We start from the raw sequence: 24,190 nt of genomic DNA on the forward strand, positions 1-24,190 counted from the left end.
AATAATAAAAACCTACCAATTCCATTTGGGTGGATGAGTAGGCGCCATTAGCTCAAATCAAGAGCGGTTCCAGGCAGACACCATTGCCTTTGCTCAAAAGTAGATAAAATAATTGGAGGGAGAATTATCAAAAATAATTTTTGATGGAAATATGGATCAAATAGGCTAGATCAGGTACCTAATTCAATTTGCAGGTGGAGGGTTTCATCTACTTTAATTAAGCCGCCAAGTTTTTTGGGAGCCTTCAACTCAAGCTCATCAAAACTCAATGTGAGTTTGCCGGTAAGTTTTTGGTCAGATTTGGTCAGGTGGAAATTCTCAAATATCAATTCCTTGCCCACAATCTGAAGGCGTAGATGGCAGAAATAGCCATTTTCCTTTTTCACTAGATTACTCACTTGAACTTTGGCTGATGGATATTCATCAGATTTTAGTGTTTTGCGAAAATCCTTGTTTAACATAAAATTCCCGCATGAAAAATCATCAACGGGAATTGTGAATTGTAATGTGCCGCTTCTATTGGTGCGGTTAGAAATAAGCGTGTCCTTCATGTCATCGATGCAGTAGTCGCAAGTGAATTTCCCTATGGAAGTAACACCAGATACCTTTATTTGCTTTTCTGTGATTACCAGCATTTCGTTGGTAGGAGCAAAGCTGAAAAGTATTACTGCAATAATGAGATAAAGAACACGCATTTTAGATTTTAAACTTAGAAGGAAACTATACCTTCAATCATCAGGCCATTAAATTTACCACCATTACGGATGTCATTTGCTGCAAAGTCATTATAATTCTGGCTTACATATTCAAGTTTTGCAAGAACATTTCTGGTTACAAACCAACCTCCACCTATTTGAACTCTGTCGATAGAAGTTTCAAGACCGTCAGCCAATTCGCCACTTACTTTGTTGTAGCGAGCCGCTAAGTATAAGTTCTCAGTTGTACCAAATCTGTATACAACATCGCCAGCAATTTGATTCCATGTACGGTCTTCAGTTTCGTTAGCAGCTTTGCCTTTACTTGTCTCGAAGTTACCGAATACTTCTAAGCCTTTGTATTTCAAGAATGGGTTCAACACCATCGCTGTTACATTGTCTCTTTGTCCAGGGTTAAATCTACCAGAAGTAAACTGAGAAGAAGTAGATGCTAATGTATTTTCCATAGCTAAGTAGTATCTAGAACCTGAACGGTCGCCACCCCAAAGAGTGTTGCTTACAGAACCTGATGTAGTATAAATAGAGCCAGTTAAGCGCAATCTGAAATCATCATTCATTTGCTTGTCATAGCCAAGTTTGCCTATGTAAGCCATTTTACGACGATCTGGGTTGGTTACACCACCTTGGATTTCACCGCCAGTTGCAGAAGCTACAGCAAGGAAACCTTCATGTTGGAAAATCACCTCAGCACCAATTTCAGTTGTAAATGCATCCATTATATAATTACCTACAAATGGGTTGTAGAATGCATTACCATTATCTGATCTTCTAAAGTGAGCATCACCATAGTTGATTTCCATGTGACCTACTTTCAGTGTTACTTTTTCGAATACTTTGTTAAGCAATTCGCTATTCAAGAATTCAGCCTTATCGACCTGAATAAATCCACCTTTTACCCAAGTTTCTGGGTGGTGACGGGAGGATAGGTATGTTATCAAATTCAATCGTACACCATCTGCTAATGCTACATCGAAGTTCAAGTTTGCAGTTGCAAGGTTAAATCCACCGCCAAAATCAATTAACTCATTAAGATTGACGCCCGCAGCGTTAAGGTTTGGAGTAGCAGTATTTGAATGGCTAAGAGATTGGAATTGCTGTGTAAAAGCACCGCCTACACGTACTTTGATTCCATCATAAGCTACAGTATCTGCTTTGCCCGTTTCGAATACCCCTAAGCCTCTTTGGTCAGGGGAGCGCCAAAATTGCATATCGCGCTGTACGCCTTGAGCCATGGCTCCAAATACAAGCATTAAGCTTGTGAAAGAAAGTAAAATAAGCTTTTTCATGATTGGTAAATATTATTTAATTGGATTGAAAACTACATTAAAATGGATACTCATTTCATCACCAGTTTTGATGGTTCCCATCAATGCTGTTGGAGGATCTACATTGAAATCCGTAAGCTTGAATGAGTGCGAACCTTCGAAGCGATATCCATTACCTTCGCTTTTGGCAGTTACTGGAAAAGTAGCTGGTTTTTTCACACCTGCTATAGTGAAGTTGCCCTTAGCTGTCCAAGAGTTGCCTTCACCCTTCACTAGATTTTCAAGTTCAAAAAGCACTGTCTTGTGTTTTTTTGTTTCTAATGCACTGTAAGCATTTTTGTCCATGCCTCCTTTGCCACTTTTAATACTTTCGGCAGGCATTTCAATGCGTAATTTCTTTATATCTTTAAGAGTGTTGCCTTCTACAACAAATTGAGCTTCGCCACTAGCTTGCTCGGACACCATATCCCAGTCGTGCAAAGTAGATGTGCCAGAAACTTTAAGATTTGGCTTTTCGGCTAATTTGTAATTGCTCTGAGCTGATGCTCCGAAAACAAACAATAATAGTCCCAAAAGGATCGAAATACGCGTTTTGTAATGGGTGTTTTTCATGACTTTTATCGTTTAATTGATGAATCAAAGGTATGTAGGGAGAAATCCAAAAAACATGACATACATTAGCTTTTTAGGTGATTCTTGCTTTGAAAGCGGCTTAGATTGATTTGAGAAAAGGTGAATTGAGTACGTTGAATAGACTTTCCTACAATACCAGGTCCACCTTTCTTGGACGCCCGTGTCTAAAAATAAATATCACTCTTTGCAATGAATCCATATTAATAGCTTGTATATTTGATTAGTTTGAGAACGGAAAATGGCCATAATTCACCAAACTCCGTAATCAATTAAAACTGAATTAAACTCCTACAATTATGTCAAAAGACAAGGGTGCCAAAGAAAACGACAAGAAGAAGCCTGAAAAAAACTTGAAAGAGAAGCGGGCAGCGAAAAAAGCAAAACAAGGTGATAAGAATCGAGATTAATACATATTGTATTAATTGATTTTATTGAGTCGGCAAGGTTTGCTTAACCTTGCCGATTTTTTTATGTACAATTTGAAATGGATAATTTAACTAATATGGATTCAAAAGCTTTAGAAATGCTGTTTGAGAGAGATTTATTCAAATTGAAAGAGGAACTCTCTAGTTTTGAGAATGAAGAGAACCTCTGGAAAACAGCGGGAGGAATAAGCAATTCTTCGGGCAATTTGGCAATGCACCTCATAGGCAATCTCAATCATTTTATTGGAGCTACCTTGGGCAACACGGGTTATGTACGCAATCGAGAATTTGAATTTGCTGGAAAAAATGTAGCTAGAGAGCAAATATTGAAAAGCATTGACGAAACTATCGTAATGTTGAAGCAAGTGCTACCAAATATTGATTTCACCGAGTTGGCTAAAGATTTTCCCTTAACCTTCCTAGGTCAGCATCCAACAGGGCATTATCTGCTTCACTTTTATGGCCATTTCACCTATCACCTTGGGCAGATTAATTATTTGAGAAGGGTTTTGGAGGGGTGAGGCTGATTTGATCTATTAACATGCCGCCACGAAATTAATATTTCGGCTATTAACGAATCGCCACGCTGTTCTATTAATATGTCGCCACGCTGTGGCTATGAATATATCTCCGATCTATAATTTTTCAATAGCTCCATAGGAGTGAAATATTAATAGTCAATAAGGTTGGTGCATCGAAAGCTCCGTAGGAGCGACATATTTACGGCTATTATATTAAAGGTTGTAGAAAACAAACCCTCCCAAAAACACCCATTAAAGAGGATATCAATTAAGACTTTAATAATCTGTAAAAATGTATTCAGGATTAAAATCGATCTTATATGCTTTCAGGAATTCCATATATTCATCTTTGAAGGATTTAGATTGATGATGCTCTTCCTGCTTTTTGATGTAATCAATGATTTGGGGTAATTGAGATTGGCCAATTGTAAAACCTCCAAACCCTGATTGCCATTCAAATTTTCCTTCAACCAATTTTTTTTCATTAATCCATTTGGATGAATTGGCTTTGATATCTCTAACCAAATCTGAGAGCATACAATCGGGTTGCGTGCCAAGCAAAATATGAATATGGTTTTGAACGCCGTTGATTATCATCAATTTTTGATTTTTGTTGGCAACCAAACCTGATATGTATTTGTATAATTCATCTTTCCATATTTTGGATATTGCATTTTTCCTCCCTTTTACTGCGAATACTATATGGAAATACAATTGGGAGTATGTGTTTGCCATTTTTATTAGGTTTTTGGTTGTTCTATTAATATTTCGCCACGGTGTGGCTATGAATATATTGTCGATCTATGACTTTTGCAACAACTCCGTAGGAGCGTCATATTAATAGCATTTAGGAATTTGGCCTTCATCAGCTCCATAGGAGCGAAATATTAATAGCCGATGATTCAATAAAAACAATAATTTTGTTACCAACAAAAATCGCCATTATCAATCCAAACCCTAATTCCTCCCGCCATTTTCGAAACCAATTTCACTCTGGAGTGTTCTAATTATTGATTTTACGCGTATATGCTTTACAATTGATTTTTAATCTAATAAAACAATGAAAACTAATCTCTCCATTTTACTTTTAACTATTTTTCTATCAGCATCCATTTCTTGCCAGGCGCAGAACAAAAAGAGCGATGTAAGAGAAATTGAACTTGTAGCACCTGAAGGAAAAGCAATAGCTGTATTCGCTTCAGGATGTTTTTGGTGTGTAGAGCATATTTTTGAAGCTGTAGTAGGCGTCGATTCTGCCGTATCAGGATATGCGGGAGGAAATGTACCAAACCCAACCTATGAATTGGTAAATACCGAAACTACAGGCCATGCAGAAGCGGTGTTGGTGTATTACGATCCGAGTGTGATTGATTATGAGGAATTGACAAAAGTTTTCTTCACCTCCCATGATCCAACTACACCAAACCAACAAGGACCTGATATTGGATCGAGCTATAGATCTATTTTGTTTTATATGAATGCATTTGAAAAGGCTGTCGCAGAAAAGTCGATAAGAGAATATGACGCTTCGGGTATGTTCAAAAAGCCAATTGTTACAGAGGTAAGAATGGCAAATGCTTTCTATAGAGCAGAAGAATACCATCAGGATTTTATTGAGAAGAACCCTAATCAAAGCTATGTGAGAGGAGTTTCCATTCCTCGTTTCGAAGCATTCAAACGAACCTATAAAGGAAATTTAAAATAGTAAAAAAGGCCTCTGGATCAAATTCAGAGGCCTTTTTACTTATATTACAATATTCACAATCTTCTTTGGTACTACTATAATTTTTCGTGGTGTTTTGCCTTCCAGCCATTTTTGAAGGTCTGCAGAAGCTAATACAGCTTCTTCCACCTCTTTGGCTGGGGTGTCAGCAGCAAATTCCATTTTCATCCTCATTTTACCATTAATTGCAATTGGGTATTCGATGCTATCCTGCGCCATATATTTCTCATCCCAAGTAGGATAGGTAGCATCATTGATAGAATCCGTATGACCCAACTTAGACCAAATTTCCTCGCTTATGTGTGGAGCGAAAGGAGAAAGGGCAATGGTCAATGGCTCCAATATCTCTCGCTTATTACATTTCAATGCTGTAAGCTCGTTCACAGCAATCATAAAAGTAGAGACTGAAGTATTGAGTGAGAGTCTGTCTACATCCTCCTCAATCTTTTTCAGAGTTTTGTGAAGCACACGCATTTCGTCTTTGCTTGGAGCTTCATTACTTAATTGCAATTCGCCTTTGTCATCGATTAGCATTCGCCAGAATTTCCTTAAGAACTTATAAACGCCATCGATGCCGTTGGTATTCCAAGGCTTACTTTGCTCCAATGGACCCAAAAACATCTCATACATTCTTAGTGTATCTGCTCCATAGCTTTCGATGATGTCGTCAGGAGTTACCACATTGTATTTGGACTTGGACATTTTCTCCACTTCCGCACCGCAAATGTATTTCCCATCTTCGAGAATAAACTCAGCATTTGCCAAATCTGTTCTCCACATTTTGAAACCTTCAATATCAAGAATGTCATTATCGCATAGGGCTACATCCACATGCATTGAAGCGGTGTCGTATTGATCCTTTAAGCCATGACTTACAAAGGTATTTTGACCACTCACTCTGTACACATAATTGGATCTGCCTTGGATCATTCCCTGGTTCACCAACTTTTTAAATGGCTCTTCTTTTGGCGCAAAGCCTCTATCAAAAAGGAATTTTGCCCAGAATCGTGCATAAAGCAAATGCCCTGTAGCATGCTCCGAACCTCCAATATACAAATCAACATCTTGCCAATAGTCTAGTGCTTTCCTGTCTGCAAATGCGGTTTCATTTTGTGCATCCATGTAGCGATAGAAATACCAACTTGAGCCTGCCCATCCCGGCATTGTGCTCATTTCGATAGGATATCCTCCCGCTGTTTTCCAGTTTTTGGCTCGACCCAAAGGTGGAGCACCATCGGCAGTTGGTAAATAAGCATCTACTTCAGGCAATACAAGCGGCAATTCTTTTTCGTCCATTAAATGTGGAACGTCATTATCAAAATATACAGGAATTGGTTCGCCCCAATATCTCTGACGCGCAAAAATGGCATCTCTCATCCTGAATTGGATTTTGCCTCTGCCTATTTTTTTCTCATCTACAAAAGCGATTGCCTTCTGAATGGCTTCTTTTACTTCCAATCCATTGAGGAAATCAGAATTAATGACTTTACCTTCTTTGGCATCAAAAGCTTCTTCTTCCAAATTCCCGCCTTCTACTACTGGACGAATTTCTAAGCCAAAGTGCTTTGCAAACGCATAGTCACGGCTGTCATGCGCAGGTACGGCCATCACGGCGCCGGTACCATAACCAGCCAAAACATAATCGGCTACCCAAATTTGGATTTTCTCGCCGTTGAATGGATTGATTGCATAAGCTCCCGTAAATACACCGGAAACCGTTTTGACATCGCTCATTCTGTCACGTTCGGAGCGATTAACAGCTTTTTCTACATAAGCTTTTACTTCTTCTCGTTGAGCTTCGGTGGTGATAATATCCACCATTTCACTTTCAGGCGCCAAGGCCATGTATGTCACACCAAAGATGGTATCGATGCGGGTGGTAAAAACTTTGATTTCTAAATCATGATCCGCCACATCGAATTTCAATTCGGCTCCATAAGATCGGCCAATCCAGTTTCGCTGCATATCCTTAAGCGGCTCCGGCCAATCAATTGTATCAAGGCCTTCCAACAATCTGTTTGCATAAGCAGTGATACGCATCATCCATTGCATCATCTTTTTCTTTTCTACCGGATGTCCGCCTCTTTCTGAAAAACCGTCTTTCACCTCATCGTTAGAAAGTACTGTACCTAATGCAGGACACCAATTTACCGTCATTTCAGCCAAATAGGCCAAACGGTACTTTAGTAGAAATTCGATTTTTTCATTTTCAGAAAAGGCTGCCCAATCTGAAGCAGAGATACTTGGAGTTTCTTCATCACAAGCTGTAGTAAGCTTATCGTTCCCACTTTTCTCTAAATAGGCGATCAAGCTTTCTATTGGTTCAGCTTTGTCGGTGGAGGTATTGTACCAGCTATTGAAAAGCTGCATAAATATCCATTGAGTCCATTTGTAGTAGGATGGATCGCAGGTTTGTACTTCTCTATCCCAATCGAAACAGAAGCCAATTTTCTTAAGTTGCTCCTTGTATCTGGCTATGTTTTGCTCAGTAGTAATGGCAGGATGCTGCCCGGTTTGTATAGCATATTGCTCGGCTGGCAAGCCAAATGCATCGAAACCCATTGGGTGCAATACATTGAAGCCTTTGAGACGCTTGAAACGAGAAACAATATCCGAAGCAATATACCCAAGCGGATGACCAACGTGCAAGCCTGCTCCCGAAGGATATGGAAACATATCGAGGGAATAAAATTTAGGTTTATCTTCCTTTATTTCAGTTTTGTAGGTGCCATTTTGCGCCCATTTTTGTTGCCACTTTTTCTCGACTTCTCTAAAGTTATATTCTGCCATTACGCTTTGCTCAATTATAGTCCGGCGCAAAATTAAGTATTTGATTGTATAATAGGGCAAGTAAAGGGAAAGATAAAAGGCTGCTTTTTGATAAAAGGAATTGGCCAGAGCAAAGAATTACCGTGATATCATAGATTTCCATTGATAAACCGTTCCTCCCGCTGTATTTTTGTAGATACAACCCAAAACCAATTTAAAATGAAGAACTTATTAAGCGTCTTAACGCTATTTATGGTGCCTCTTTTGATTTTCACATCATGTGGGCCAAAAGAGGAGCCTGCCGACACCATTATTTTTGGTGGAAATATTTATACGGTAGATGAAAATAACCCTGCGGTAGAAGCTGTTGCAGTAAGAGGAGATAGGATAGTATTTGCTGGAGATATGGCTGATGCTGAAAAATTTAAAGGTGATGCAACCGAAATGTTAGATTTGGAAGGTCGCACTATGACTCCTGGCTGGATTGAAGGTCACGGTCACTTTTTCGGAATGGGTCAATCGAAGCTAAATCTAGACCTTTCTCAGGTGAAAAACTATGACGAAATGATTGCAATGGTAAAGGAAGCTGCAGAAAATGCGGCTCCAGGAACGTGGATTTTAGGTCGTGGCTGGCACCAAAGCAAATGGGACGAAGAACCTGAAGAGGTAGTAAATGGATTCCAAACGCATAACAAAATGAGTGAAGTTACTCCAGACAATCCTGTTTGGTTGACTCACGCAAGTGGTCACGCGGCATTTGGTAATGCCAAAGCCATGGAAATTGCTGGCGTTACCAGCGAAACTGCCAATCCGGAAGGTGGAGAAATCATTAAAAATGAATTAGGCAATCCAACAGGTATTTTCAATGAAAGAGCAATGGGCTTGGTAAGTCGTAACGTACCTTACAATAACGAGGGCGACGATAAAAGAGCCATGGCATTGGCCATTCAAGAATGCTTGACTAATGGAATTACTACTTTTCACGATGCTGGATCAGGAAGAGAAACCATTGATTTGATGAAGAATTTCCTTGACAGCGGTGCAATGAAAGTACGCCTGTATGTGATGCTTACAGGTAGAGATCGTGATTTGCTGCAAGAATATTATGCCAAAGGACCTGAAATTGGATTAGGCAATAATCATTTGACTATCCGCTCTGTTAAATTGAATACTGATGGCGCATTGGGAAGTCGTGGAGCTTGGCTGCTAAGACCATATACAGATAGACCTGAAACGGCGGGATTGGAAACGCAGCCAATGGACTACGTATTGCAAGTGGCCAAAGAGGGTTTGGAGCATGGTTTCCAAGTTTGCGCACACGCAATTGGTGACAGAGCAAACCAAGAAGTATTGGATAGGTTTGAACAAGCAATCAAAGAAAATCCAAGCAAGGCAGAAGATCACCGTTTTAGAATCGAGCATGCACAACATTTGGCGGCTTCAGATATTCCAAGATTTGGAGAGCTGGGTGTGATAGCATCAATGCAAGCTGTGCACATGTCTAGTGATAGACCTTGGGCAATTACAAGACTAGGGGAAGAGAGAATAAAAGAAGGTGCTTATGTATGGAGAAAATTATTTGACACGGGAGCTGTAATCATGAATGGTACAGATGTGCCGGTAGAACCGATCAATCCAATTGCTTCATTTTATGCATCTGTAACTAGACAAACCTTGGATGGCACACCTCCAGGTGGTTTCGAACCCGACCAAAAAATGACGCGGGAGGAAGGTCTCCACTCTTACACTCTTGCAGGAGCTTATGGTGGATTTGAGGAAGATATCAAAGGCTCTATCGAAGTAGGTAAATTGGCTGATTTCACTGTTCTTTCTCAAGATATTATGACTGTGCCAGACAATGAAATATTAGACACAAAAGTAGATATGACTATTGTAGGTGGTAAAGTGCTTTACACTAGAAATTAAGATTTAATACACCTTTTGGTGAAATACAGAATCCCATGAATTATTTAAATTCATGGGATTTTTTATTGCTAATTGATCTGTAAAACAGATTCAATATCAGGTTGTTGGAAGTCGAATATTAAGTTGTGAAGAAGTCTAGGATATTGCCGAGGGTAGTCCCTTTCGGTTTTTTAAATAACTCGGTATATCCACATTTATCGCAACTCATTGTTAAGAACCTGCGATTCTGAATGTCGAAAATTCTAGTAAGTGCGCCGCCTGTGGTAGCCATTTCGTCTGTGGTAAAATGGCGATGTTCGCATTTTGGGCATTGGTAATTTTTGTGTTCCATCTTATTCTTGGTTTGGTTGGTTTTTCTTAAGTCTTCCAGCATCTTTTAATGCCTTATTAATAATATATTCCAGTTGTCCATTGATACTACGGAATTCATCAGCCGCCCATTTTTCTAGCGCAGCCATTGTATTCTCGTCCATGCGTAGTACAAATGGTTTTTTCTTTGACATAACTAATATTCCGTTTTATCCTCATACAGCTTTTGCAAAGCCAATTTCAATTCCTCAGGTTTCTGCGTACCTAGCAATAACTTTTTTCCATCATTCAATTCCATGTCAAGTCCCATATTGCCACGCACATTCAGTGCTTTACCATGTTTGCTAATTCTATACCCCCAGCCTCCATATTCCTTTAATGGACTGTATTTTCTTACTTTGTGGCTTTTGAGTTCTTTTTTAGAAATTTGTTTCCACTTATTAATAATCGGAGGAAATCGGTAATGAATACCATCGTTTTCCACCCGCGTGTATAGTCTGATACTTAGCAATAGCCAGTAAATAGCAACATTGATGATGAAAGTAAATACCAAAGCATAAATAAGCGCTTGCACATCAGTTTCAGTATTCACATTTTCATTTCCTGTCAGATTAATGATGCTGGCGTAAATTAACCCTCCCAGAGTAAGGACGGTAATTCCAATCATCAGAATCCAAATCCATGGCTGATTAAACCGCTGGTTTTCTTCAAAGTATACTCTAGCCATATTATTGAGCGTTGGAGTTATTGCTGTGTGAAATTATTTTAAAATCGTTCATTTAAGCAGATTCCTAGTGGTTGAGTGTGCCAGTGTTCACCACGGGACTTGCAGATTTATCGGAGCAAAGCACCACCATCAAGTTGGTTACCATTGCCGCTTTTTTCTCTTCATCCAAGTCCACTATTTGCTTATGGTTTAGCTGCTCTAAAGCCATTTCTACCATGCTCACTGCTCCTTCTACAATTTTATGTCTGGCAGCGACTATCGCAGTAGCTTGCTGTCTTTGAAGCATTGCACTGGCAATTTCTTGCGCATAAGCCAAGTAGCCTATTCTTGCTTCAATTACTTCGATACCCGCGATGTCCAGTCTTTCAGTCAGCTCATTTTCTAGGTTGTGATTTACTTCTTCCAAGCCACTACGCAGCGTCACCTCAGCTTCATCATCTTCGAAATTGTCGTAAGGGTACATACCTGCAAGCTTTCTTACTGCGGCATCACTTTGCACTTTTACAAAGTCCGTGTAATTGTCTACCTCGAAACTTGCTCTAAAAGTATCCTTTACTTTCCAAACGAGGATCACACCAATCAATATAGGATTACCTACTTTATCATTCACCTTGACTCTTTCGCTATCAAAATTTCTCGCACGAAGGGAAATTGGCTTTTTCATAAAGAATGGGTTTACCCAATAAAAGCCGTGTTCTTTTACCGTGCCTTTGTACTTCCCAAATAGTACTAATACTCTTGAGTTGTTTGGCGTAATAAAAAACAAGCCGGGCATCAAGATTATTGCTAATAGAGTTACTAGTAATAAAATAGGCATTGTCAAATAAATAGCTGCCCAAATACTACCTCCTAACATTGCGAGCAGTAAAAATAGCATTGGGTACCCTGAGATGGGTTTTGTCGATTTTTCTTGTGTCTCTGTCATGGTTATTGATTTAATATTAAAGTGATATCATATTAAATCAAATAACGGAAATACTTTTCAAAAGGTTGTGGCTCAGTAGAAAAATAATTCGATAAAGTGATTTGATAATTTTAAATTCACATATACTGTCTAATTTGCAATCATGAGGGTAATTAAGAAAATTTTAAGAGGACTATTGATTTTGATGGTTTTGTTGTTCGCAGTTTATTTTTTGGGACCAACGCCAAGTCCAACTAATTTGAATTATGAAATGCCTCCCGCTTTTGCGTCCGTTTATGAAGCTGAGAGTTTTGTAACCCAACAAGAATCAGATTTACAAAGTGTAATCAGGACAGACAACGAAGCTAGAATTATTTGGGCAAATGATAGTTTGAAACAGAAAACCAATTACTCGATTGTTTATTTACATGGATTTGGCGCAAGCCAAGGTGAAGGGTATCCAGTTCATCAATGGTTATCCAAGACATTCAATGCTAATTTATTTCTTGCAAGATTGCCCGGTCATGGACGGAGTGACAGTACTGCAATGGAAGGATTGCGTGCAGGAGATCTGATGGAAGGAACCTTGGAAGCGCTAAGAGTGGCTGCTGCCATTGGCGATAGTGTAATTGTGATTGGCACGTCTACGGGTGGAGCCTTGGCGCTTTGGGCTGCGCCAAAAATTGAGACTGTTGCATCGGTAGTACTTTATTCGCCTATAATCAGACCCTATTCAGAATCCACTTCAAAGCAATTGATTCGGCCTTGGGGTAAAGTAATAATGGCACAGTTGGCGGGAGGTAAATTTATTAACCAAAATCGAGGTGATGGAGAAGTGGCTCAATATTGGACTAGCAAATACCATGTGGATGCCTATGAAGCTTTAATGCAATTTGTATATGCTGAAATGGATGAAGAAAAGTTGAAGGATTTCAACCTCCCGCTTTTTCTAGGCTATTATTACAAAAATGAGCAAGAGCAGGATATGGTTGTTTCCGTACTGGCAATGAAAGAAATGCTCACTTGGATTTCTACCTCAGATCAAAAGTTGACTGAAAAAGCTTTCCCCGAAAGTGGCAACCATGTAATTGCTTCAGAATATAGAAGTGAAGACTATAAAGGAGTATTTTTAGAAACCACAAGGTTCCTAGCCAATCTTGGAATTGCTGTGCAAGACTCTACCTATTTGAAAAATTAATTGATGATAATTCAGAAATTATGAAAAAGATATTCTTCTCAATGTTGATATTGTTTGCGATGAATGCATCAGCCCAACAGTATGATTTTGACTTGCAAGGTCATAGAGGAGCCCGTGGTTTGGCTCCTGAAAATTCTATTCCAGCATTTTTGAAAGCTCTAGAATATGAGGTTACCACTTTGGAACTAGATGTGGTCATCACCAAAGATATGCAAGTAGTAGTTTCACATGAGCCTTGGCTAAATGCCGATATTTGTTTGGATGCAAATGGCAATAGAATTCCAGCTGAAAAGCAAAAGGAGTATAACATTTTTGAAATGACCTTAGAGGAATTGCAGAAGTGTGATTGTGGTAGTATTGGCCATCCCGGTTTTCCAGAGCAAGTTTCAGAGCCTGTTGTGAAGCCCTTATTATCTCAGGTTTTTGAAATTGCAGAGCGATATGTAGCTGAAAATGGACTGGCGCCAATCTATTATAACATCGAAATTAAAAGCACTGTGGAAGATGAGGAGGGAGGGTTACAGCCAGATATAGAGACATTTGCTCATTTGGTGTTTGAAGAGTTTGAGAAGAGTGGAATTGAGCCTTCACGGATTATCATGCAATCCTTTGACTTCCGGGTGTTGCAATTGTGGAATGAGAAAACTGATAAATATCCGCTTGCAGCCTTAGTCGCTAATGCCAAAACATGGCAAGATAACATTGCCGATTTGGGTTTTACACCGACAGTTTACAGCCCATACTACAAGCTCCTAACAGCAGCCACTATCAAAGAAATACAGACAGCGGGTATGGTTGTAATCCCATGGACAGTAAACACCACCGAAGAAATGCGCGAATTACTCGAATGGGGTGTCGATGGTATTATTACTGATTCTCCAGATAGAGCTGTAGGGTTGCGGAGGTAAATTATTTGTTCAGTAACTCCTTTAGATAAGCCGCATTAGCTTTAGCAGCCTCCAAAGGCTCTGCTACTGGATAGCGCTCTTGTTCAATAATGATGTGTATTAGACCAGCATTTTCGGCTTCTTTTAATACTTCGGGTATGTTCATAATTCCTTTGCCCAATTCAATACTAGCATCTTCTTGATTGAGAGGCAGGTTTTCTCTGTCTTTAAGATGACAATGAGTGAAGCGATTGGGATACTTCTGTAACCACTGTATTGGATCTTCTCCAGCTGATAGCACCCAATACAGATCCATTTCGAAATCAACCAATTGAGCATCTGTGTTTTGCATCAGGATTTCTTGTGGATATTGTCCTTCTAAGAGCTTGAATGAATAGCCATGATTGTGATAGCCAAATCGAATTCCGGCTTGCTGGCAAATTTCTCCACATTCGTTGAATTTATCGGCAAAGTTGCGGTAATAATCTAAGATGTTTCCGCCATCAATAGAAGGGCAAATAAGATGCATTAATCCTGCTTTGGCGGCTTCTTCAACTTTGGCTTCGAAGTCAATATTGATATCTACATGAGAGGCGATTAGTTTCATACCCACATTTTCAACCTCCCGCTTAAATTCCATATTGGACATGCCCCAATACATTCCTAAGTCACTTTCGAAACTTTCGATTGTTTTGTACCCATATTCTGAAAGCTTTAACAACACTTCAAAAGGACTTTTCAACATTTCATCTTTAATAGAATACAGTTGTATTCCAAATTCTTTGATCTTGAAGGAATAATTATCACTCATATTTTTACATGAAATAAGACTCGAAGCTAAGGAACCAAGGCCCAAGGAAGCGCCTATGACTGCTGAATTTTTTATAAAAGTTCTTCTTTGCATATCCCATAAATGAAGATTGACTTAATACACCCAAGCTTTGTCTCCAGGATTGTATGGGATGCAGGCGTCGAATCGACCAGGGATAGGAGCATATCTTCTGGCTTGCGTTACCCCTATTTCGGAGGTGAAATAACCTAGAAGGGTCAATTCTTTCATCATTCTGAAATAATGAGGAGGTTCCTCCCTTAATTTACTTTTGGTATATTCTTCCTGCTCAACATCTAATTGCTCCAGCATTTCAAACTTTTCATCATCTTTCAATTTGATGAATGGCTTTTCATAAGTCATTTTTGCACGGTCGTTCAATAAATGCATACCATCCAAAAATGCTGTTTGGTTTTTAGCTTCATAGGTATCGTTGACCATACGCATCATAAACTCACCTACATTGGCAGCTTTGGCACCGGGTGTATCTGTATCGGGGATGATTACATTGGCAATCTCATTGAGAAAGGAGATTTCATCAGTTGAGAATACGAGATCTTTGCCCGTGTCACTTTTGCAACCTGTGATAAATGCAGAACCACCTACAATGGCAGTTCCGCCCATGAGCATAGTTATGAATTTTACTGCTTCTCTTCTTTCCATTTTCTTAGAGATTTAGGCTGTATCCTTCCGGATATTCGCGTTTTACAAACTGATTTACCATATCGAAATTGCTCACTTTCATATTGTCATTGTCCCACACAAGTTTGATGTTTCTGCCGGGATAGTCAAAGCCATTTCCATTTTCTCGCGGCACTCTAATATCATGCGCACGAATAGCCAAATTGGCCATCAAAAGTGATTCCGTAAGTGGGCCGGCTATTTCGAAAGGAGAACTTACTTCCATTTTACCATGGCCTGCAATGCATGCTTCTACCCATTGATTATAATGACCATTTGAGCCTTCAGGCACTCTAGCAATCTTTTGAGGTACATTTGCTTGTGCTGTTCTGCTGGTTGGCAACAATTGTGGATTTAGACTATAGGTTCCGCACATCATTTTGCCTTTGGTGCCGATGAATAATGCGCCATTTCCTCCATCGCCAAAAGTCTCGTTAGGGCCAAGTTCTTCAGGTCTTTCTGGCTGTATGCCGCCATCCATCCAATGCACTTTTACAGGCCCGCTGGTTTTGTTGGTTTTAGGAAAATTTAATATCACATGACTCGATGGAGGGCAACTTTCAGGGAAATAGCCTCTGCGGAATTCATCCACATAAACTGAGCCTACGCTTGCTTGTACCTCATTAGCATATTGTAATCCAAGCACTCTAAATGCCGGCTCCATAATATGACATCCCATATCACCTAATGCCCCAGTTCCATAATCCCACCAGCCTCGCCAGTTGAAAGGGACTAGTTTTTCCACATAACCTTTCTTTGGAGCAGTGCCAAGCCATAAGTCCCAATCCAATCCGGCCGGTATAGGGGCAGCTGTACTTGGCCAAGGAATTCCTTGTGGCCAAACAGGTCTATCTGTCCAGCAATAAATGGTGTGTACATCTCCAATAAGCCCAGCATCATACCACTCAGTAAGTTGTCTTACACCATCTCCTGATGAGCCTTGGTTGCCCATTTGAGTTACAACTTTATATTTTTCTGCAGCTTGAGTTAATACACGCGCTTCGTAAATATCATGAGTGATGGGTTTTTGAACATATACATGCTTGCCTAATTGCATAGCAGCCAATGCTGGCGCTGCATGATTATGATCTGGAGTAGAAACGGAAACAGCATCAATATTTTTCGATTCCTTTTCTAAGAGTTCTCTCCAATCTTTGTAATACTTTGCTTTTGGAAATTCCTCCCGCGTACCTTTTGCTCTATTATCATCGACATCGCACAAAAAGGCAATTTCTGCTTTTCCGGTTTTATAAATTCCTCTCACATCGCTTCCACCCATACCGCCTACGCCTATGCTTGCGACCATCAATTTATCGCTTGGAGCCACAAAGCCTTTTCCACCCAATACATGACGAGGGAGGATATAAAACCCTGAGGCAATAATGGCTGAGCTTTTTAGAAAATTTCTTCGTGAATTAATGTTCTCATTTTTCTTTTTCATGATGTTAAGGTTTAGAGGTTTCCTTTGTTGAGCTCACTTACCGCAAAATCAACCGCTCTTGCGGTAAGAGCCATATAAGTAAGCGAAGGATTTACTGCTGCTGAGGAGGTCATGCAAGAGCCATCGGTTACGAATACATTTTTAGCATCCCATACCTGATTATTTTTATTCAGTACTGAAGTTTTTGGGTCTTTGCCCATTCTAGCTGTACCCATTTCGTGAATTCCCATCGCCATATAATATGCGCTGTCGAAGCCTCGAACGTTTTTAATACCTGCTGCTTCGAGCATTTCTACGGCATCTTGCATCATGTCTTTTCTCATTTCCTTTTCATTTTCCTTGAGTTCAGCATCTACGGAGATTACTGGAAGTCCCCAAGCATCCTTTTTCTCTGGGTCAAGGAAAATTCTATTTTCATGATATGGTAAAACTTCACCAAATCCATTAATGCCCATCGTCCAATCACCTGGCTCAGTCATTACTTTTTTGAGTTGAGGCCCAATGCTCAATTCAGCCACTTTCTGGCTCCAATCCCCACGGCTGGCACTACCTTGATAGCCAAAGCCTCGGAGGTAATTTCGCTTATCTCCAAATAAATTGCGGTAGCGTGGAATGTAAATACCATTGGGTCTAGCGCCATAATAGTATTTGTCTTCAAATCCTTCTGCACGCCCATTGGCACCCACTCTGAAGTGATGATCCATCAGATTGTGGCCGAGCTCTCCACTGCTACTTCCTAATCCTCCTGGCCATACGTCTGTAGCAGAATTCATTAGCAGCCACGTGGAATTAATAGTCGAGGCACATACAAATACTACTTTTGCAAAGTACTCATAAGTTTGATTCGTTTCTGAATCGATAATTTCTACACCTTTGGCTTTTTTAGAGTCCTTATCATAAATGATTTTGGTAACTATGGAAAAAGGCCTTAGTGTAAGATTGCCGGTTTTCATAGCAGCTGGTAGGGTAGAAGATTGGGTGCTGAAATATGCTCCGTAAGGACAGCCTAGCCAGCATTTGTTTCTGTATTGGCAATTGCCTCGGCCATCTAACTGATTGGTTAGATTAGCAGTCCTGCCAATTATCATTCTACGCTGATCATTGTAATGACTTCTGATCCGCTCTGCAACATCTTTTTCCACACAATTCATTTCCATGGCAGGTTGGAATAAGCTGTCTGGTAATTGCGGGAGGTTTTCTGTACTGCCGCTTATTCCAGCATGTTGTTCCACATACCTATACCAAGGCTCGATGTCTTTGTATCTAATAGGCCAATCTACAGCTACACCTTCTTTGACATTTGCTTCAAAGTCAAAGTCGCTCCAGCGATAGCTTTGCCTTCCCCAAAGCAATGATCTGCCACCAACTTGATAGCCTCTATACCAATCGAATCTTTTTACTTCTGTGTAGGGATTTTTTTCTTCATTCGCCCACCATTCCAAGTTCTTTTCATTAAGTGGGTAGTCTCTACGCAGTACAGGGTATTTCTGAATCATCTCTTGTGTTCTGCCTCCCGCATGAGGAAACTCCCAAGGATGTTTATTTGCACTATTATAATCTTTCACATGCTTTACGTCTTTTCCTCGTTCCAGCATGATGGTTTTCAAACCCTTTTCCGTGAGTTCTTTTGCTGCCCAGCCTCCAGTGATTCCAGAGCCTATTACAATTGCATCATAGGTATTATCAGCCATAGTTTAATTGGGTTGGTTTTATACATCGCATATCTCAATTGCTTTTTTCAAAGCGTCTATTTTTGCTTCAGATGATTTTCCTGTTGGAATAAATTCTTGGGCTACATAACCTTGATAGCCGGTATCTACAATTGCTTTCATTATTGCGGAATAATTAAGCTCCTGAGTTTGGTCAATTTCGTTTCGACCAGGCACTCCAGCAGTATGATAATGACCAAAGTATTGATGATTATCTCGTATGGTTCGGATTATATCTCCCTCACTTATTTGCATATGATAGATATCGTAGAGCAATTTGAAGTTGCCGGAACCCAGCCTTTTGCAAAGTTCCACTCCCCAAGTGCTATTATCGCACATATAATCTGGGTGATCTACCTTGGAATTGAAAAGCTCCATTTGAATGACTACACCGCGCTTTTCTGCATGACTCATTATTTGCTTTAGGCCTTTCACACAATTATTGAGACCTGTCTCATCGTCCATTCCATTTCTATTGCCACTAAAGCAGATTAGATTTTTATATCCAGCATCAGCCACCAAATCAATATGTTTGAGATATCTTTCTACCAATTGGCTATGATATTGAGGGTTGTTCCAGCCTGTGACTAGGCTTATTTCTGCTCCATTGCACATGGATGAGTCTAGTCCATACTTTTTTAGTGTAGGCCAATCTTTTGGGCCAATGAGATCTATGGCTTTAAGACCAATCTCATTTGAAAGAGTACACAACTCCTCCAGCGATAAAAAGGAATAAGTCCACTGGCAAACAGCGTGGTTGATATTGCCTTTTAAGAAGAAAGGTTCTGGTTTTGAGGAGCTAAATCTATTTTGACTTATTGCAGAACTACTTGCCAAAGCTGCACCGCTTAAAAGAATCTTTTTAATGGCTGATCGACGATGCTGAGTTGGACTCATATTTAGCATTGGTAATTATTTACAATTAGTTTAATGTGATAAAGCTTGAGCCTTTTCTCCTTTCCAGCCTCTCATAAAAATAACTAAGCCCAAAAAGGCAACGATCAATATGATAGGGATGAAAAGGGTTGTATTAATGATTTCTGGACCTGCTTTCACCTTTGCTTCTAATAATGCAGCAGCCATTTCGCTATTTTCAATTGCATTCAAATATTCGTCTAGCTGAGCGCCGGGAGGAAGCATTTTTAATAGAAGTTTATCATAGTAGCCACCCATAAAAATCAAATAAAGTGAAACGGCTAGCATTCCGGCTCCACCCATAAGATTGATACCGACAGCTCCGGTTTTGGGAAGGTTTTCTGCGACAAACCCAATCATTGTTGGCCAGAAGTAGCACACACCAATGCCAAAAACAAATGCTCCAACGAAAAGCATTTCACCACTTGAATTGCCCAATATGTACAAGCCAATAGCTGAGAAAATTGCAGAAAGTAGCAAAACCATTTGCGATGAGAATTTGCCTAAAATCGGTGATGCTACTCCACGTCCAAATACCATCACACCAGTAGTGATTGTTAAAATGAGAATAGCATTATCTGTGATATTAGAAAGGAGTACGTCAATCCACTGTCCGGTAAATAGCTCGGTAATTGCCGTGCCGAACATACAAATGAGCATAAATATAAATAATGGATGCAGTAGCGATTTATACATTTCACCAGTAGAAACACCTGCGGCTACTCGTTCGGTAACAGGAAAACGGAGTCTACTAAAAAGAAAGCCATAAATAAGCGTTGGAATGATCATCACAGCCACTTCTACTTGCTTTACCCAATATGCACCTCCAAGCCAATTGTTGAATGCAAAAACGATAAGCGTTCCAATAAATATCCCACCGGGAAACCATAAGTGAAAGTGATTGAGCTTAATGGATTTTTTCTCAGGATATAGTGCTGTTACCAAAGGATTACAGGCTGCTTCTACAGTTCCATTTGCCATCCCAATAAGCAATGTGGATATAAAAAGCGTCCAATATCCACCCGCAAAAATGGTCATCGTAATGCCAATAAGGTGGAAGAGGAAAGCAACTATTAGGAGCTTTTTCATACCAATAATATCCACCAACATGCCTCCAATTATTACTGCAATCGGAAAACCCCAAAAAGCAGTAGCGACAATGGTTCCAAGTTCTTTTGCCGTTAGACTGAATTCTTCTCCTTGACTGAGTAAAACACCTGCTCGAATGCCGAAAGTGAGGGAAGTAACTAATAATGCGAGGCAACTTGCCACAAAAAGACGATTCCTGTCAATCTGATTCATGGTTTTTTGAAGAGGTTTATGGTCTGTCTTTTAAATGTAGTATTATTATATGAAATTTCTAATAGACCACTTATTAAGTTTTGCTAATTTGGCTTTTATAAAATTTTTATTCTTATAAATGTGTCTTTTGAGAAATTATATGCATTGATATGTAAGATTAAATTTTGAGCGCTAAATTCCAAAAAATATACATTTGAAAATTTACAGGTAGATGAATAGAAAATTGAGAATGGGCATGTTAGGTGGTGGAGAAGGAGCTTTTATAGGAGCGATTCACCGATTTGCAGCTCAAGCAGATGGCCAAATCGAGTTGGTTTGTGGAGCATTTAGTTCTGATCCGGCCAAATCCTTGCAGAGCGGGAGGAAGTTACACTTGATGGACAATAGGATTTATCCGAGCTATCGCGAAATGATCGTGCAAGAAAGTAAGCTTCCGGAAGATGAGCGTATGGATTTTTTGTCTATTGTCACCCCTAATCATATGCATTTCGAGCCGGCCATGTTGGCACTGGATAAAGGATTCCATGTGCTTATTGAAAAGCCCATTACCTTAAGTTTACATGAAGCAGAGCAACTGCAGACCAAATTGGAAGAAACTGGTTTACTATTAGCGCTTGCTCACACTTACACTGGCTACCCAATGGTAAAGGAAGCCAAAAGCATTATTGAAAATGGCGTATTGGGTAAAATCAGAAAAGTGTTTGTGAATTATCATCAAGGTTGGCTGAGTACTTTGCTTGAGGAGGAGGGAAATAAGCAAGCAGCTTGGCGTACCGATCCCGGCAAATCTGGAATATGCGGAGCTATGGGCGATATTGGAGTGCATGCATTCAACCTTGCAGAATACATTTCAGGACTGAAAGTGAGCCATATTTCTGCGCAATTGAATACAGTAGTTGATGGCAGACGGCTAGATGATGATGGTATGGTAATGCTAAAGTTTGGAAATGGGGCTAGTGGCATACTAACGGCTTGTCAAGTAGCAGCTGGTGAAGAAAATAATTTGTCAATCAAAATATATGGTGAAAAGGGAGGCTTGGAATGGCATCAAATGGAGCCAAATACGCTTTTGTTGAAATTTGCTGATAAGCCGATGCAAGTATTGCGAGCAGGGCAGGCCTATCTGTCGCCTGTAGCTACACAAAATAGCCGAACTCCAGCCGGGCATCCAGAGGGATATTTAGAGGCATTCGGAAATATTTATTTGAATTTTGCTGCGGTAATTTCCTCCCGCTTAAATCATGCAGACCAGAAGATTAGCAAACCGGAGTTTGAAGGAATTGATGCGGGCTTGCGTGGAATGCTTTTTATTGAGAAAGTTGTCGAGAGTCATTACAGTGAATTGAAATGGATTCGACTTTCAACCTAAGCAAATGAGTTTTTTCATCTACGAAATGGAAATAGAGATTATCAATAAACTATCTTAAATGAATCAAATGAAAGGACCGGCTATATTTCTTGCGCAATTTATGGGTGATCAAGAGCCATTTAACAACCTAAAAAATATATGTAAATGGGCGAAGAGTTTAGGCTATAAAGGTGTGCAAATTCCTTCTTGGGATGCTCGCTGCATCGACCTGAAAAAGGCTGCTGAAAATAAAAGTTATGCAGATGAAATTAAAGGAATTGTAAATGATGCCGGATTGCAAATAACGGAATTGTCAGCGCATCTGCAGGGACAATTGGTGGCGGTTCATCCGGCTTATGATACCTTATTCGATGCATTTGCTCCAGATGAATTGAAAGGAAAACCAAAAGAAAGGCAGCAATGGGCGATTGAGCAATTGATGTTTGCGGCTAAAGCTTCCCAAAATCTTGGTTTGAATGCATGTGCTACTTTTAGTGGAGCATTGCTTTGGCCAACCGTTTATCCATGGCCACAGCGCCCACAAGGTTTGGTAGAGACTGGTTTTGCAGAATTGGCCAAACGGTGGAGACCAATTTTAGATGAATTTGACAAATGCGGTGTGGATTTGTGTTACGAATTGCATCCGGGAGAAGATCTACATGATGGTGAAAGCTATGAAATGTTTTTGGATGCATTGGGTCATCATCCAAGGGCTTGTATACTTTATGATCCATCGCATTTGCTTTTGCAGTGCATGGATTATGTATCATTTATAGATCATTTTCGTGAAAATATAAAGATGTTCCATGTAAAAGATGCAGAATTTAATCCAACAGCCAAGCAAGGCGTATATGGAGGCTACCAATCCTGGATAAATAGAGCAGGCCGTTTTAGGTCTTTAGGAGATGGGCAAGTTGACTTTAAGGCAATTTTCAGCAAACTCACACAATACGGCTTTGAAGGATGGGCAGTATTGGAATGGGAATGTGCCATAAAACATCCTGAACAAGGAGCTGCGGAAGGTGCTCCATTTATTGAAAATTGTATGATTAGAAAAACAGATAAGGCATTCGACGATTTTGCAGGACAAGAAATTAGTGAGACGGTAAATCGGAGAATTCTAGGATTAGATGAATAGACATATTGAAGGAAAAAACCTCTTAAAAATAAGCTTAACCAAAAATCAATTAACATGAAAAATTTTAAATTAACATTAGCTACAGTATTGATAGCAATGATTGCAATTGCTTGCCAAACTGAAAATAGTAATGAAACAGAAGAAGTTGAATTGGAGCCTGTTCTTAAACTTGATGAAGTGGAGGTAGATTGGCTTTCGCTATTCGATGGAGAGACTACTAAAGGCTGGACCAATTATGGCTCTGATCTTATTGGACCTGCTTGGCAGGTAGAAGACAGTATTCTTTTTCTTGATGCGAGTCGAGATGAAGATGGAAAAAGACTCTTTGAAGGTGGTGATATTGTAACCACTGCCGAATTCGAAGACTTCCATTTGAAATTGGAATGGAAGATTTCGGAGAATGGAAATAGTGGCATTATGTTCTATGTGCAAGAGGATACCACAAAATATCCTTACCCATGGAGTACAGGGCCTGAAATGCAAATATTAGATAATGATGGGCATGCTGATGGCCAAATTGAAAGCCATAGAACTGGTGATTTGTATGACTTGGTGAAGTCAAGCTCCGAGCCTGTAAGACCGGTGGGAGAGTGGAATGAAGTAGATATTATCAGCCAAGATTCTACTTTAACATTCAAATTGAATGGTGTAACTATCGTCGAAACAAGTCTTTGGGATGAATCTTGGCAACAATTAATTGCTGATAGCAAATTTAAAGACATGCCAGATTTTGGCACTTTCAAAAGTGGCAAAATTTCCTTGCAGGATCATGGAGACAATGTTTGGTTCAGAAACATCAAGATCAAAAGACTTTAATTGATTTC

The 24,190-nt window shown here is 39.8% G+C and carries 23 protein-coding genes, 1 pseudogene and 1 riboswitch; of the genes and pseudogenes, 8 read left to right on the forward strand and 16 right to left on the reverse strand.

Going from position 1 to position 24,190, the window contains the following annotated elements; genetic code table 11:
* Positions 1-31: 31 nt before the first annotated feature.
* Positions 32-97, reverse strand: a riboswitch (Fluoride riboswitch).
* A 73-nt stretch (positions 98-170) separates the two neighbouring features.
* From ACOXY8_RS15580 to ACOXY8_RS15590, 3 genes are read right to left on the reverse strand one after another with little or no spacing between them, the layout of a single operon-like run.
* A complete protein-coding gene (locus tag ACOXY8_RS15580) occupies positions 171-695 on the reverse strand; it encodes a hypothetical protein (protein WP_458332537.1) in 525 nt (174 codons plus the stop codon).
* Between the two features lie 14 nt (positions 696-709).
* Entirely contained in the window at positions 710-2,002 is a 1,293-nt protein-coding gene (locus ACOXY8_RS15585) for a hypothetical protein (protein WP_458332538.1), read from the reverse strand.
* A gap of 12 nt (positions 2,003-2,014) precedes the next feature.
* Complete coding sequence (locus ACOXY8_RS15590) at positions 2,015-2,593, reverse strand: YceI family protein (RefSeq protein ID WP_458332539.1); 579 nt, start codon at positions 2,591-2,593, stop codon at positions 2,015-2,017.
* A 523-nt stretch (positions 2,594-3,116) separates the two neighbouring features.
* Here ACOXY8_RS15590 and ACOXY8_RS15595 point away from each other — a divergent pair.
* Entirely contained in the window at positions 3,117-3,560 is a 444-nt protein-coding gene (locus tag ACOXY8_RS15595) for a DinB family protein (protein ID WP_458332540.1), read from the forward strand.
* A 276-nt stretch (positions 3,561-3,836) separates the two neighbouring features.
* Here ACOXY8_RS15595 and tnpA read toward each other — a convergent pair whose 3' ends face one another.
* Complete coding sequence (gene tnpA / locus ACOXY8_RS15600; RefSeq protein WP_458332541.1) at positions 3,837-4,295, reverse strand: IS200/IS605 family transposase; 459 nt, start codon at positions 4,293-4,295, stop codon at positions 3,837-3,839.
* 325 nt (positions 4,296-4,620) lie between these two features.
* On the opposite strand from tnpA, the gene msrA reads away from it, so the two are divergent.
* The gene (gene msrA, locus ACOXY8_RS15605) at positions 4,621-5,265 is read left to right on the forward strand and encodes a peptide-methionine (S)-S-oxide reductase MsrA (protein WP_458332542.1); all 645 of its coding nucleotides are present in this window, start codon (positions 4,621-4,623) and stop codon (positions 5,263-5,265) included.
* Between the two features lie 39 nt (positions 5,266-5,304).
* Here the strand turns inward: msrA and leuS are convergent, their stop codons facing one another.
* The gene (leuS, locus tag ACOXY8_RS15610) at positions 5,305-8,073 is read right to left on the reverse strand and encodes a leucine--tRNA ligase (protein ID WP_458332543.1); all 2,769 of its coding nucleotides are present in this window, start codon (positions 8,071-8,073) and stop codon (positions 5,305-5,307) included.
* 198 nt (positions 8,074-8,271) lie between these two features.
* Between leuS and ACOXY8_RS15615 the strand changes: the two genes are divergently transcribed.
* Positions 8,272-9,978 (forward strand): amidohydrolase, encoded by a 1,707-nt coding sequence (locus ACOXY8_RS15615; protein ID WP_458332544.1) that lies wholly within the window; start codon positions 8,272-8,274, stop codon positions 9,976-9,978.
* A 118-nt stretch (positions 9,979-10,096) separates the two neighbouring features.
* On the opposite strand, the gene ACOXY8_RS15620 is transcribed toward ACOXY8_RS15615, so the two are convergent.
* From ACOXY8_RS15620 to ACOXY8_RS15635, 4 genes are all read right to left on the reverse strand, one after another.
* Positions 10,097-10,309, reverse strand: coding sequence for a zinc ribbon domain-containing protein (locus ACOXY8_RS15620; RefSeq protein WP_458332545.1), 213 nt, complete (start codon positions 10,307-10,309; stop codon positions 10,097-10,099).
* Between the two features lies 1 nt (position 10,310).
* Entirely contained in the window at positions 10,311-10,481 is a 171-nt protein-coding gene (locus tag ACOXY8_RS15625) for an Arc family DNA-binding protein (RefSeq protein ID WP_458332546.1), read from the reverse strand.
* Positions 10,482-10,483: 2 nt separating this feature from the next.
* Positions 10,484-11,014, reverse strand: a complete 531-nt coding sequence (locus ACOXY8_RS15630) for a DUF6141 family protein (RefSeq protein ID WP_458332547.1) — start codon at positions 11,012-11,014, stop codon at positions 10,484-10,486.
* Positions 11,015-11,078: 64 nt separating this feature from the next.
* The gene (locus ACOXY8_RS15635) at positions 11,079-11,939 is read right to left on the reverse strand and encodes an SPFH domain-containing protein (RefSeq protein ID WP_458332548.1); all 861 of its coding nucleotides are present in this window, start codon (positions 11,937-11,939) and stop codon (positions 11,079-11,081) included.
* A 142-nt stretch (positions 11,940-12,081) separates the two neighbouring features.
* Here ACOXY8_RS15635 and ACOXY8_RS15640 point away from each other — a divergent pair, with 142 nt between their 5' ends.
* Positions 12,082-13,116: an alpha/beta hydrolase gene (locus tag ACOXY8_RS15640; protein WP_458332549.1), complete on the forward strand. Its 1,035-nt coding sequence runs from the start codon at positions 12,082-12,084 to the stop codon at positions 13,114-13,116.
* A 20-nt stretch (positions 13,117-13,136) separates the two neighbouring features.
* Positions 13,137-14,024 (forward strand): glycerophosphodiester phosphodiesterase family protein, encoded by an 888-nt coding sequence (locus tag ACOXY8_RS15645; protein ID WP_458332550.1) that lies wholly within the window; start codon positions 13,137-13,139, stop codon positions 14,022-14,024.
* 1 nt (position 14,025) lies between these two features.
* On the opposite strand, the gene ACOXY8_RS15650 is transcribed toward ACOXY8_RS15645, so the two are convergent.
* The 7 genes and pseudogenes from ACOXY8_RS15650 to ACOXY8_RS15680 form a co-directional block, all read right to left on the reverse strand.
* Positions 14,026-14,814, reverse strand: coding sequence for a sugar phosphate isomerase/epimerase family protein (locus ACOXY8_RS15650; protein WP_458332572.1), 789 nt, complete (start codon positions 14,812-14,814; stop codon positions 14,026-14,028).
* 27 nt (positions 14,815-14,841) lie between these two features.
* Positions 14,842-14,907, reverse strand: a pseudogene (locus tag ACOXY8_RS15655) (twin-arginine translocation signal domain-containing protein); the annotation flags it as partial.
* 21 nt (positions 14,908-14,928) lie between these two features.
* Positions 14,929-15,495 (reverse strand): gluconate 2-dehydrogenase subunit 3 family protein, encoded by a 567-nt coding sequence (locus tag ACOXY8_RS15660; protein ID WP_458332551.1) that lies wholly within the window; start codon positions 15,493-15,495, stop codon positions 14,929-14,931.
* A gap of 4 nt (positions 15,496-15,499) precedes the next feature.
* Positions 15,500-16,954 (reverse strand): Gfo/Idh/MocA family protein, encoded by a 1,455-nt coding sequence (locus ACOXY8_RS15665; protein ID WP_458332552.1) that lies wholly within the window; start codon positions 16,952-16,954, stop codon positions 15,500-15,502.
* An 11-nt stretch (positions 16,955-16,965) separates the two neighbouring features.
* A complete protein-coding gene (locus tag ACOXY8_RS15670) occupies positions 16,966-18,645 on the reverse strand; it encodes a GMC oxidoreductase (protein ID WP_458332553.1) in 1,680 nt (559 codons plus the stop codon).
* A gap of 18 nt (positions 18,646-18,663) precedes the next feature.
* Positions 18,664-19,560, reverse strand: coding sequence for a hydroxypyruvate isomerase family protein (locus ACOXY8_RS15675; protein WP_458332554.1), 897 nt, complete (start codon positions 19,558-19,560; stop codon positions 18,664-18,666).
* A 30-nt stretch (positions 19,561-19,590) separates the two neighbouring features.
* Complete coding sequence (locus ACOXY8_RS15680; protein WP_458332555.1) at positions 19,591-20,880, reverse strand: MFS transporter; 1,290 nt, start codon at positions 20,878-20,880, stop codon at positions 19,591-19,593.
* A gap of 211 nt (positions 20,881-21,091) precedes the next feature.
* Here ACOXY8_RS15680 and ACOXY8_RS15685 point away from each other — a divergent pair, with 211 nt between their 5' ends.
* From ACOXY8_RS15685 to ACOXY8_RS15695, 3 genes are read left to right on the forward strand one after another with little or no spacing between them, the layout of a single operon-like run.
* Entirely contained in the window at positions 21,092-22,249 is a 1,158-nt protein-coding gene (locus tag ACOXY8_RS15685) for a Gfo/Idh/MocA family protein (protein ID WP_458332556.1), read from the forward strand.
* A 58-nt stretch (positions 22,250-22,307) separates the two neighbouring features.
* The gene (locus ACOXY8_RS15690) at positions 22,308-23,366 is read left to right on the forward strand and encodes a sugar phosphate isomerase/epimerase family protein (RefSeq protein ID WP_458332557.1); all 1,059 of its coding nucleotides are present in this window, start codon (positions 22,308-22,310) and stop codon (positions 23,364-23,366) included.
* Positions 23,367-23,420: 54 nt separating this feature from the next.
* Positions 23,421-24,182: a 3-keto-disaccharide hydrolase gene (locus ACOXY8_RS15695; protein WP_458332558.1), complete on the forward strand. Its 762-nt coding sequence runs from the start codon at positions 23,421-23,423 to the stop codon at positions 24,180-24,182.
* Positions 24,183-24,190 lie beyond the last annotated feature (8 nt).

Origin of the sequence: Peijinzhouia sedimentorum (assembly GCF_049340005.1) — a bacterium.
Classification (GTDB): Bacteria; Bacteroidota; Bacteroidia; order Cytophagales; family Cyclobacteriaceae; genus CAXBDP01.

Excerpts from the sequence above, each read along its gene's own strand:
- ACOXY8_RS15580 (WP_458332537.1), bottom strand. The coding sequence starts at position 695 with ATGCGTGTTCTTTATCTCATTATTGCAGTAATACTTTTCAGCTTTGCT.
- ACOXY8_RS15585 (WP_458332538.1), bottom strand. The coding sequence starts at position 2,002 with ATGAAAAAGCTTATTTTACTTTCTTTCACAAGCTTAATGCTTGTATTT.
- ACOXY8_RS15590 (WP_458332539.1), bottom strand. The coding sequence starts at position 2,593 with ATGAAAAACACCCATTACAAAACGCGTATTTCGATCCTTTTGGGACTA.
- ACOXY8_RS15595 (WP_458332540.1), top strand. The coding sequence starts at position 3,117 with ATGGATTCAAAAGCTTTAGAAATGCTGTTTGAGAGAGATTTATTCAAA.
- tnpA (WP_458332541.1), bottom strand. The coding sequence starts at position 4,295 with ATGGCAAACACATACTCCCAATTGTATTTCCATATAGTATTCGCAGTA.
- msrA (WP_458332542.1), top strand. The coding sequence starts at position 4,621 with ATGAAAACTAATCTCTCCATTTTACTTTTAACTATTTTTCTATCAGCA.
- leuS (WP_458332543.1), bottom strand. The coding sequence starts at position 8,073 with ATGGCAGAATATAACTTTAGAGAAGTCGAGAAAAAGTGGCAACAAAAA.
- ACOXY8_RS15615 (WP_458332544.1), top strand. The coding sequence starts at position 8,272 with ATGAAGAACTTATTAAGCGTCTTAACGCTATTTATGGTGCCTCTTTTG.
- ACOXY8_RS15620 (WP_458332545.1), bottom strand. The coding sequence starts at position 10,309 with ATGGAACACAAAAATTACCAATGCCCAAAATGCGAACATCGCCATTTT.
- ACOXY8_RS15625 (WP_458332546.1), bottom strand. The coding sequence starts at position 10,481 with ATGTCAAAGAAAAAACCATTTGTACTACGCATGGACGAGAATACAATG.
- ACOXY8_RS15630 (WP_458332547.1), bottom strand. The coding sequence starts at position 11,014 with ATGGCTAGAGTATACTTTGAAGAAAACCAGCGGTTTAATCAGCCATGG.
- ACOXY8_RS15635 (WP_458332548.1), bottom strand. The coding sequence starts at position 11,939 with ATGACAGAGACACAAGAAAAATCGACAAAACCCATCTCAGGGTACCCA.
- ACOXY8_RS15640 (WP_458332549.1), top strand. The coding sequence starts at position 12,082 with ATGAGGGTAATTAAGAAAATTTTAAGAGGACTATTGATTTTGATGGTT.
- ACOXY8_RS15645 (WP_458332550.1), top strand. The coding sequence starts at position 13,137 with ATGAAAAAGATATTCTTCTCAATGTTGATATTGTTTGCGATGAATGCA.
- ACOXY8_RS15650 (WP_458332572.1), bottom strand. The coding sequence starts at position 14,814 with ATGAGTGATAATTATTCCTTCAAGATCAAAGAATTTGGAATACAACTG.
- ACOXY8_RS15660 (WP_458332551.1), bottom strand. The coding sequence starts at position 15,495 with ATGGAAAGAAGAGAAGCAGTAAAATTCATAACTATGCTCATGGGCGGA.
- ACOXY8_RS15665 (WP_458332552.1), bottom strand. The coding sequence starts at position 16,954 with ATGAAAAAGAAAAATGAGAACATTAATTCACGAAGAAATTTTCTAAAA.
- ACOXY8_RS15670 (WP_458332553.1), bottom strand. The coding sequence starts at position 18,645 with ATGGCTGATAATACCTATGATGCAATTGTAATAGGCTCTGGAATCACT.
- ACOXY8_RS15675 (WP_458332554.1), bottom strand. The coding sequence starts at position 19,560 with ATGAGTCCAACTCAGCATCGTCGATCAGCCATTAAAAAGATTCTTTTA.
- ACOXY8_RS15680 (WP_458332555.1), bottom strand. The coding sequence starts at position 20,880 with ATGAATCAGATTGACAGGAATCGTCTTTTTGTGGCAAGTTGCCTCGCA.
- ACOXY8_RS15685 (WP_458332556.1), top strand. The coding sequence starts at position 21,092 with ATGAATAGAAAATTGAGAATGGGCATGTTAGGTGGTGGAGAAGGAGCT.
- ACOXY8_RS15690 (WP_458332557.1), top strand. The coding sequence starts at position 22,308 with ATGAATCAAATGAAAGGACCGGCTATATTTCTTGCGCAATTTATGGGT.
- ACOXY8_RS15695 (WP_458332558.1), top strand. The coding sequence starts at position 23,421 with ATGAAAAATTTTAAATTAACATTAGCTACAGTATTGATAGCAATGATT.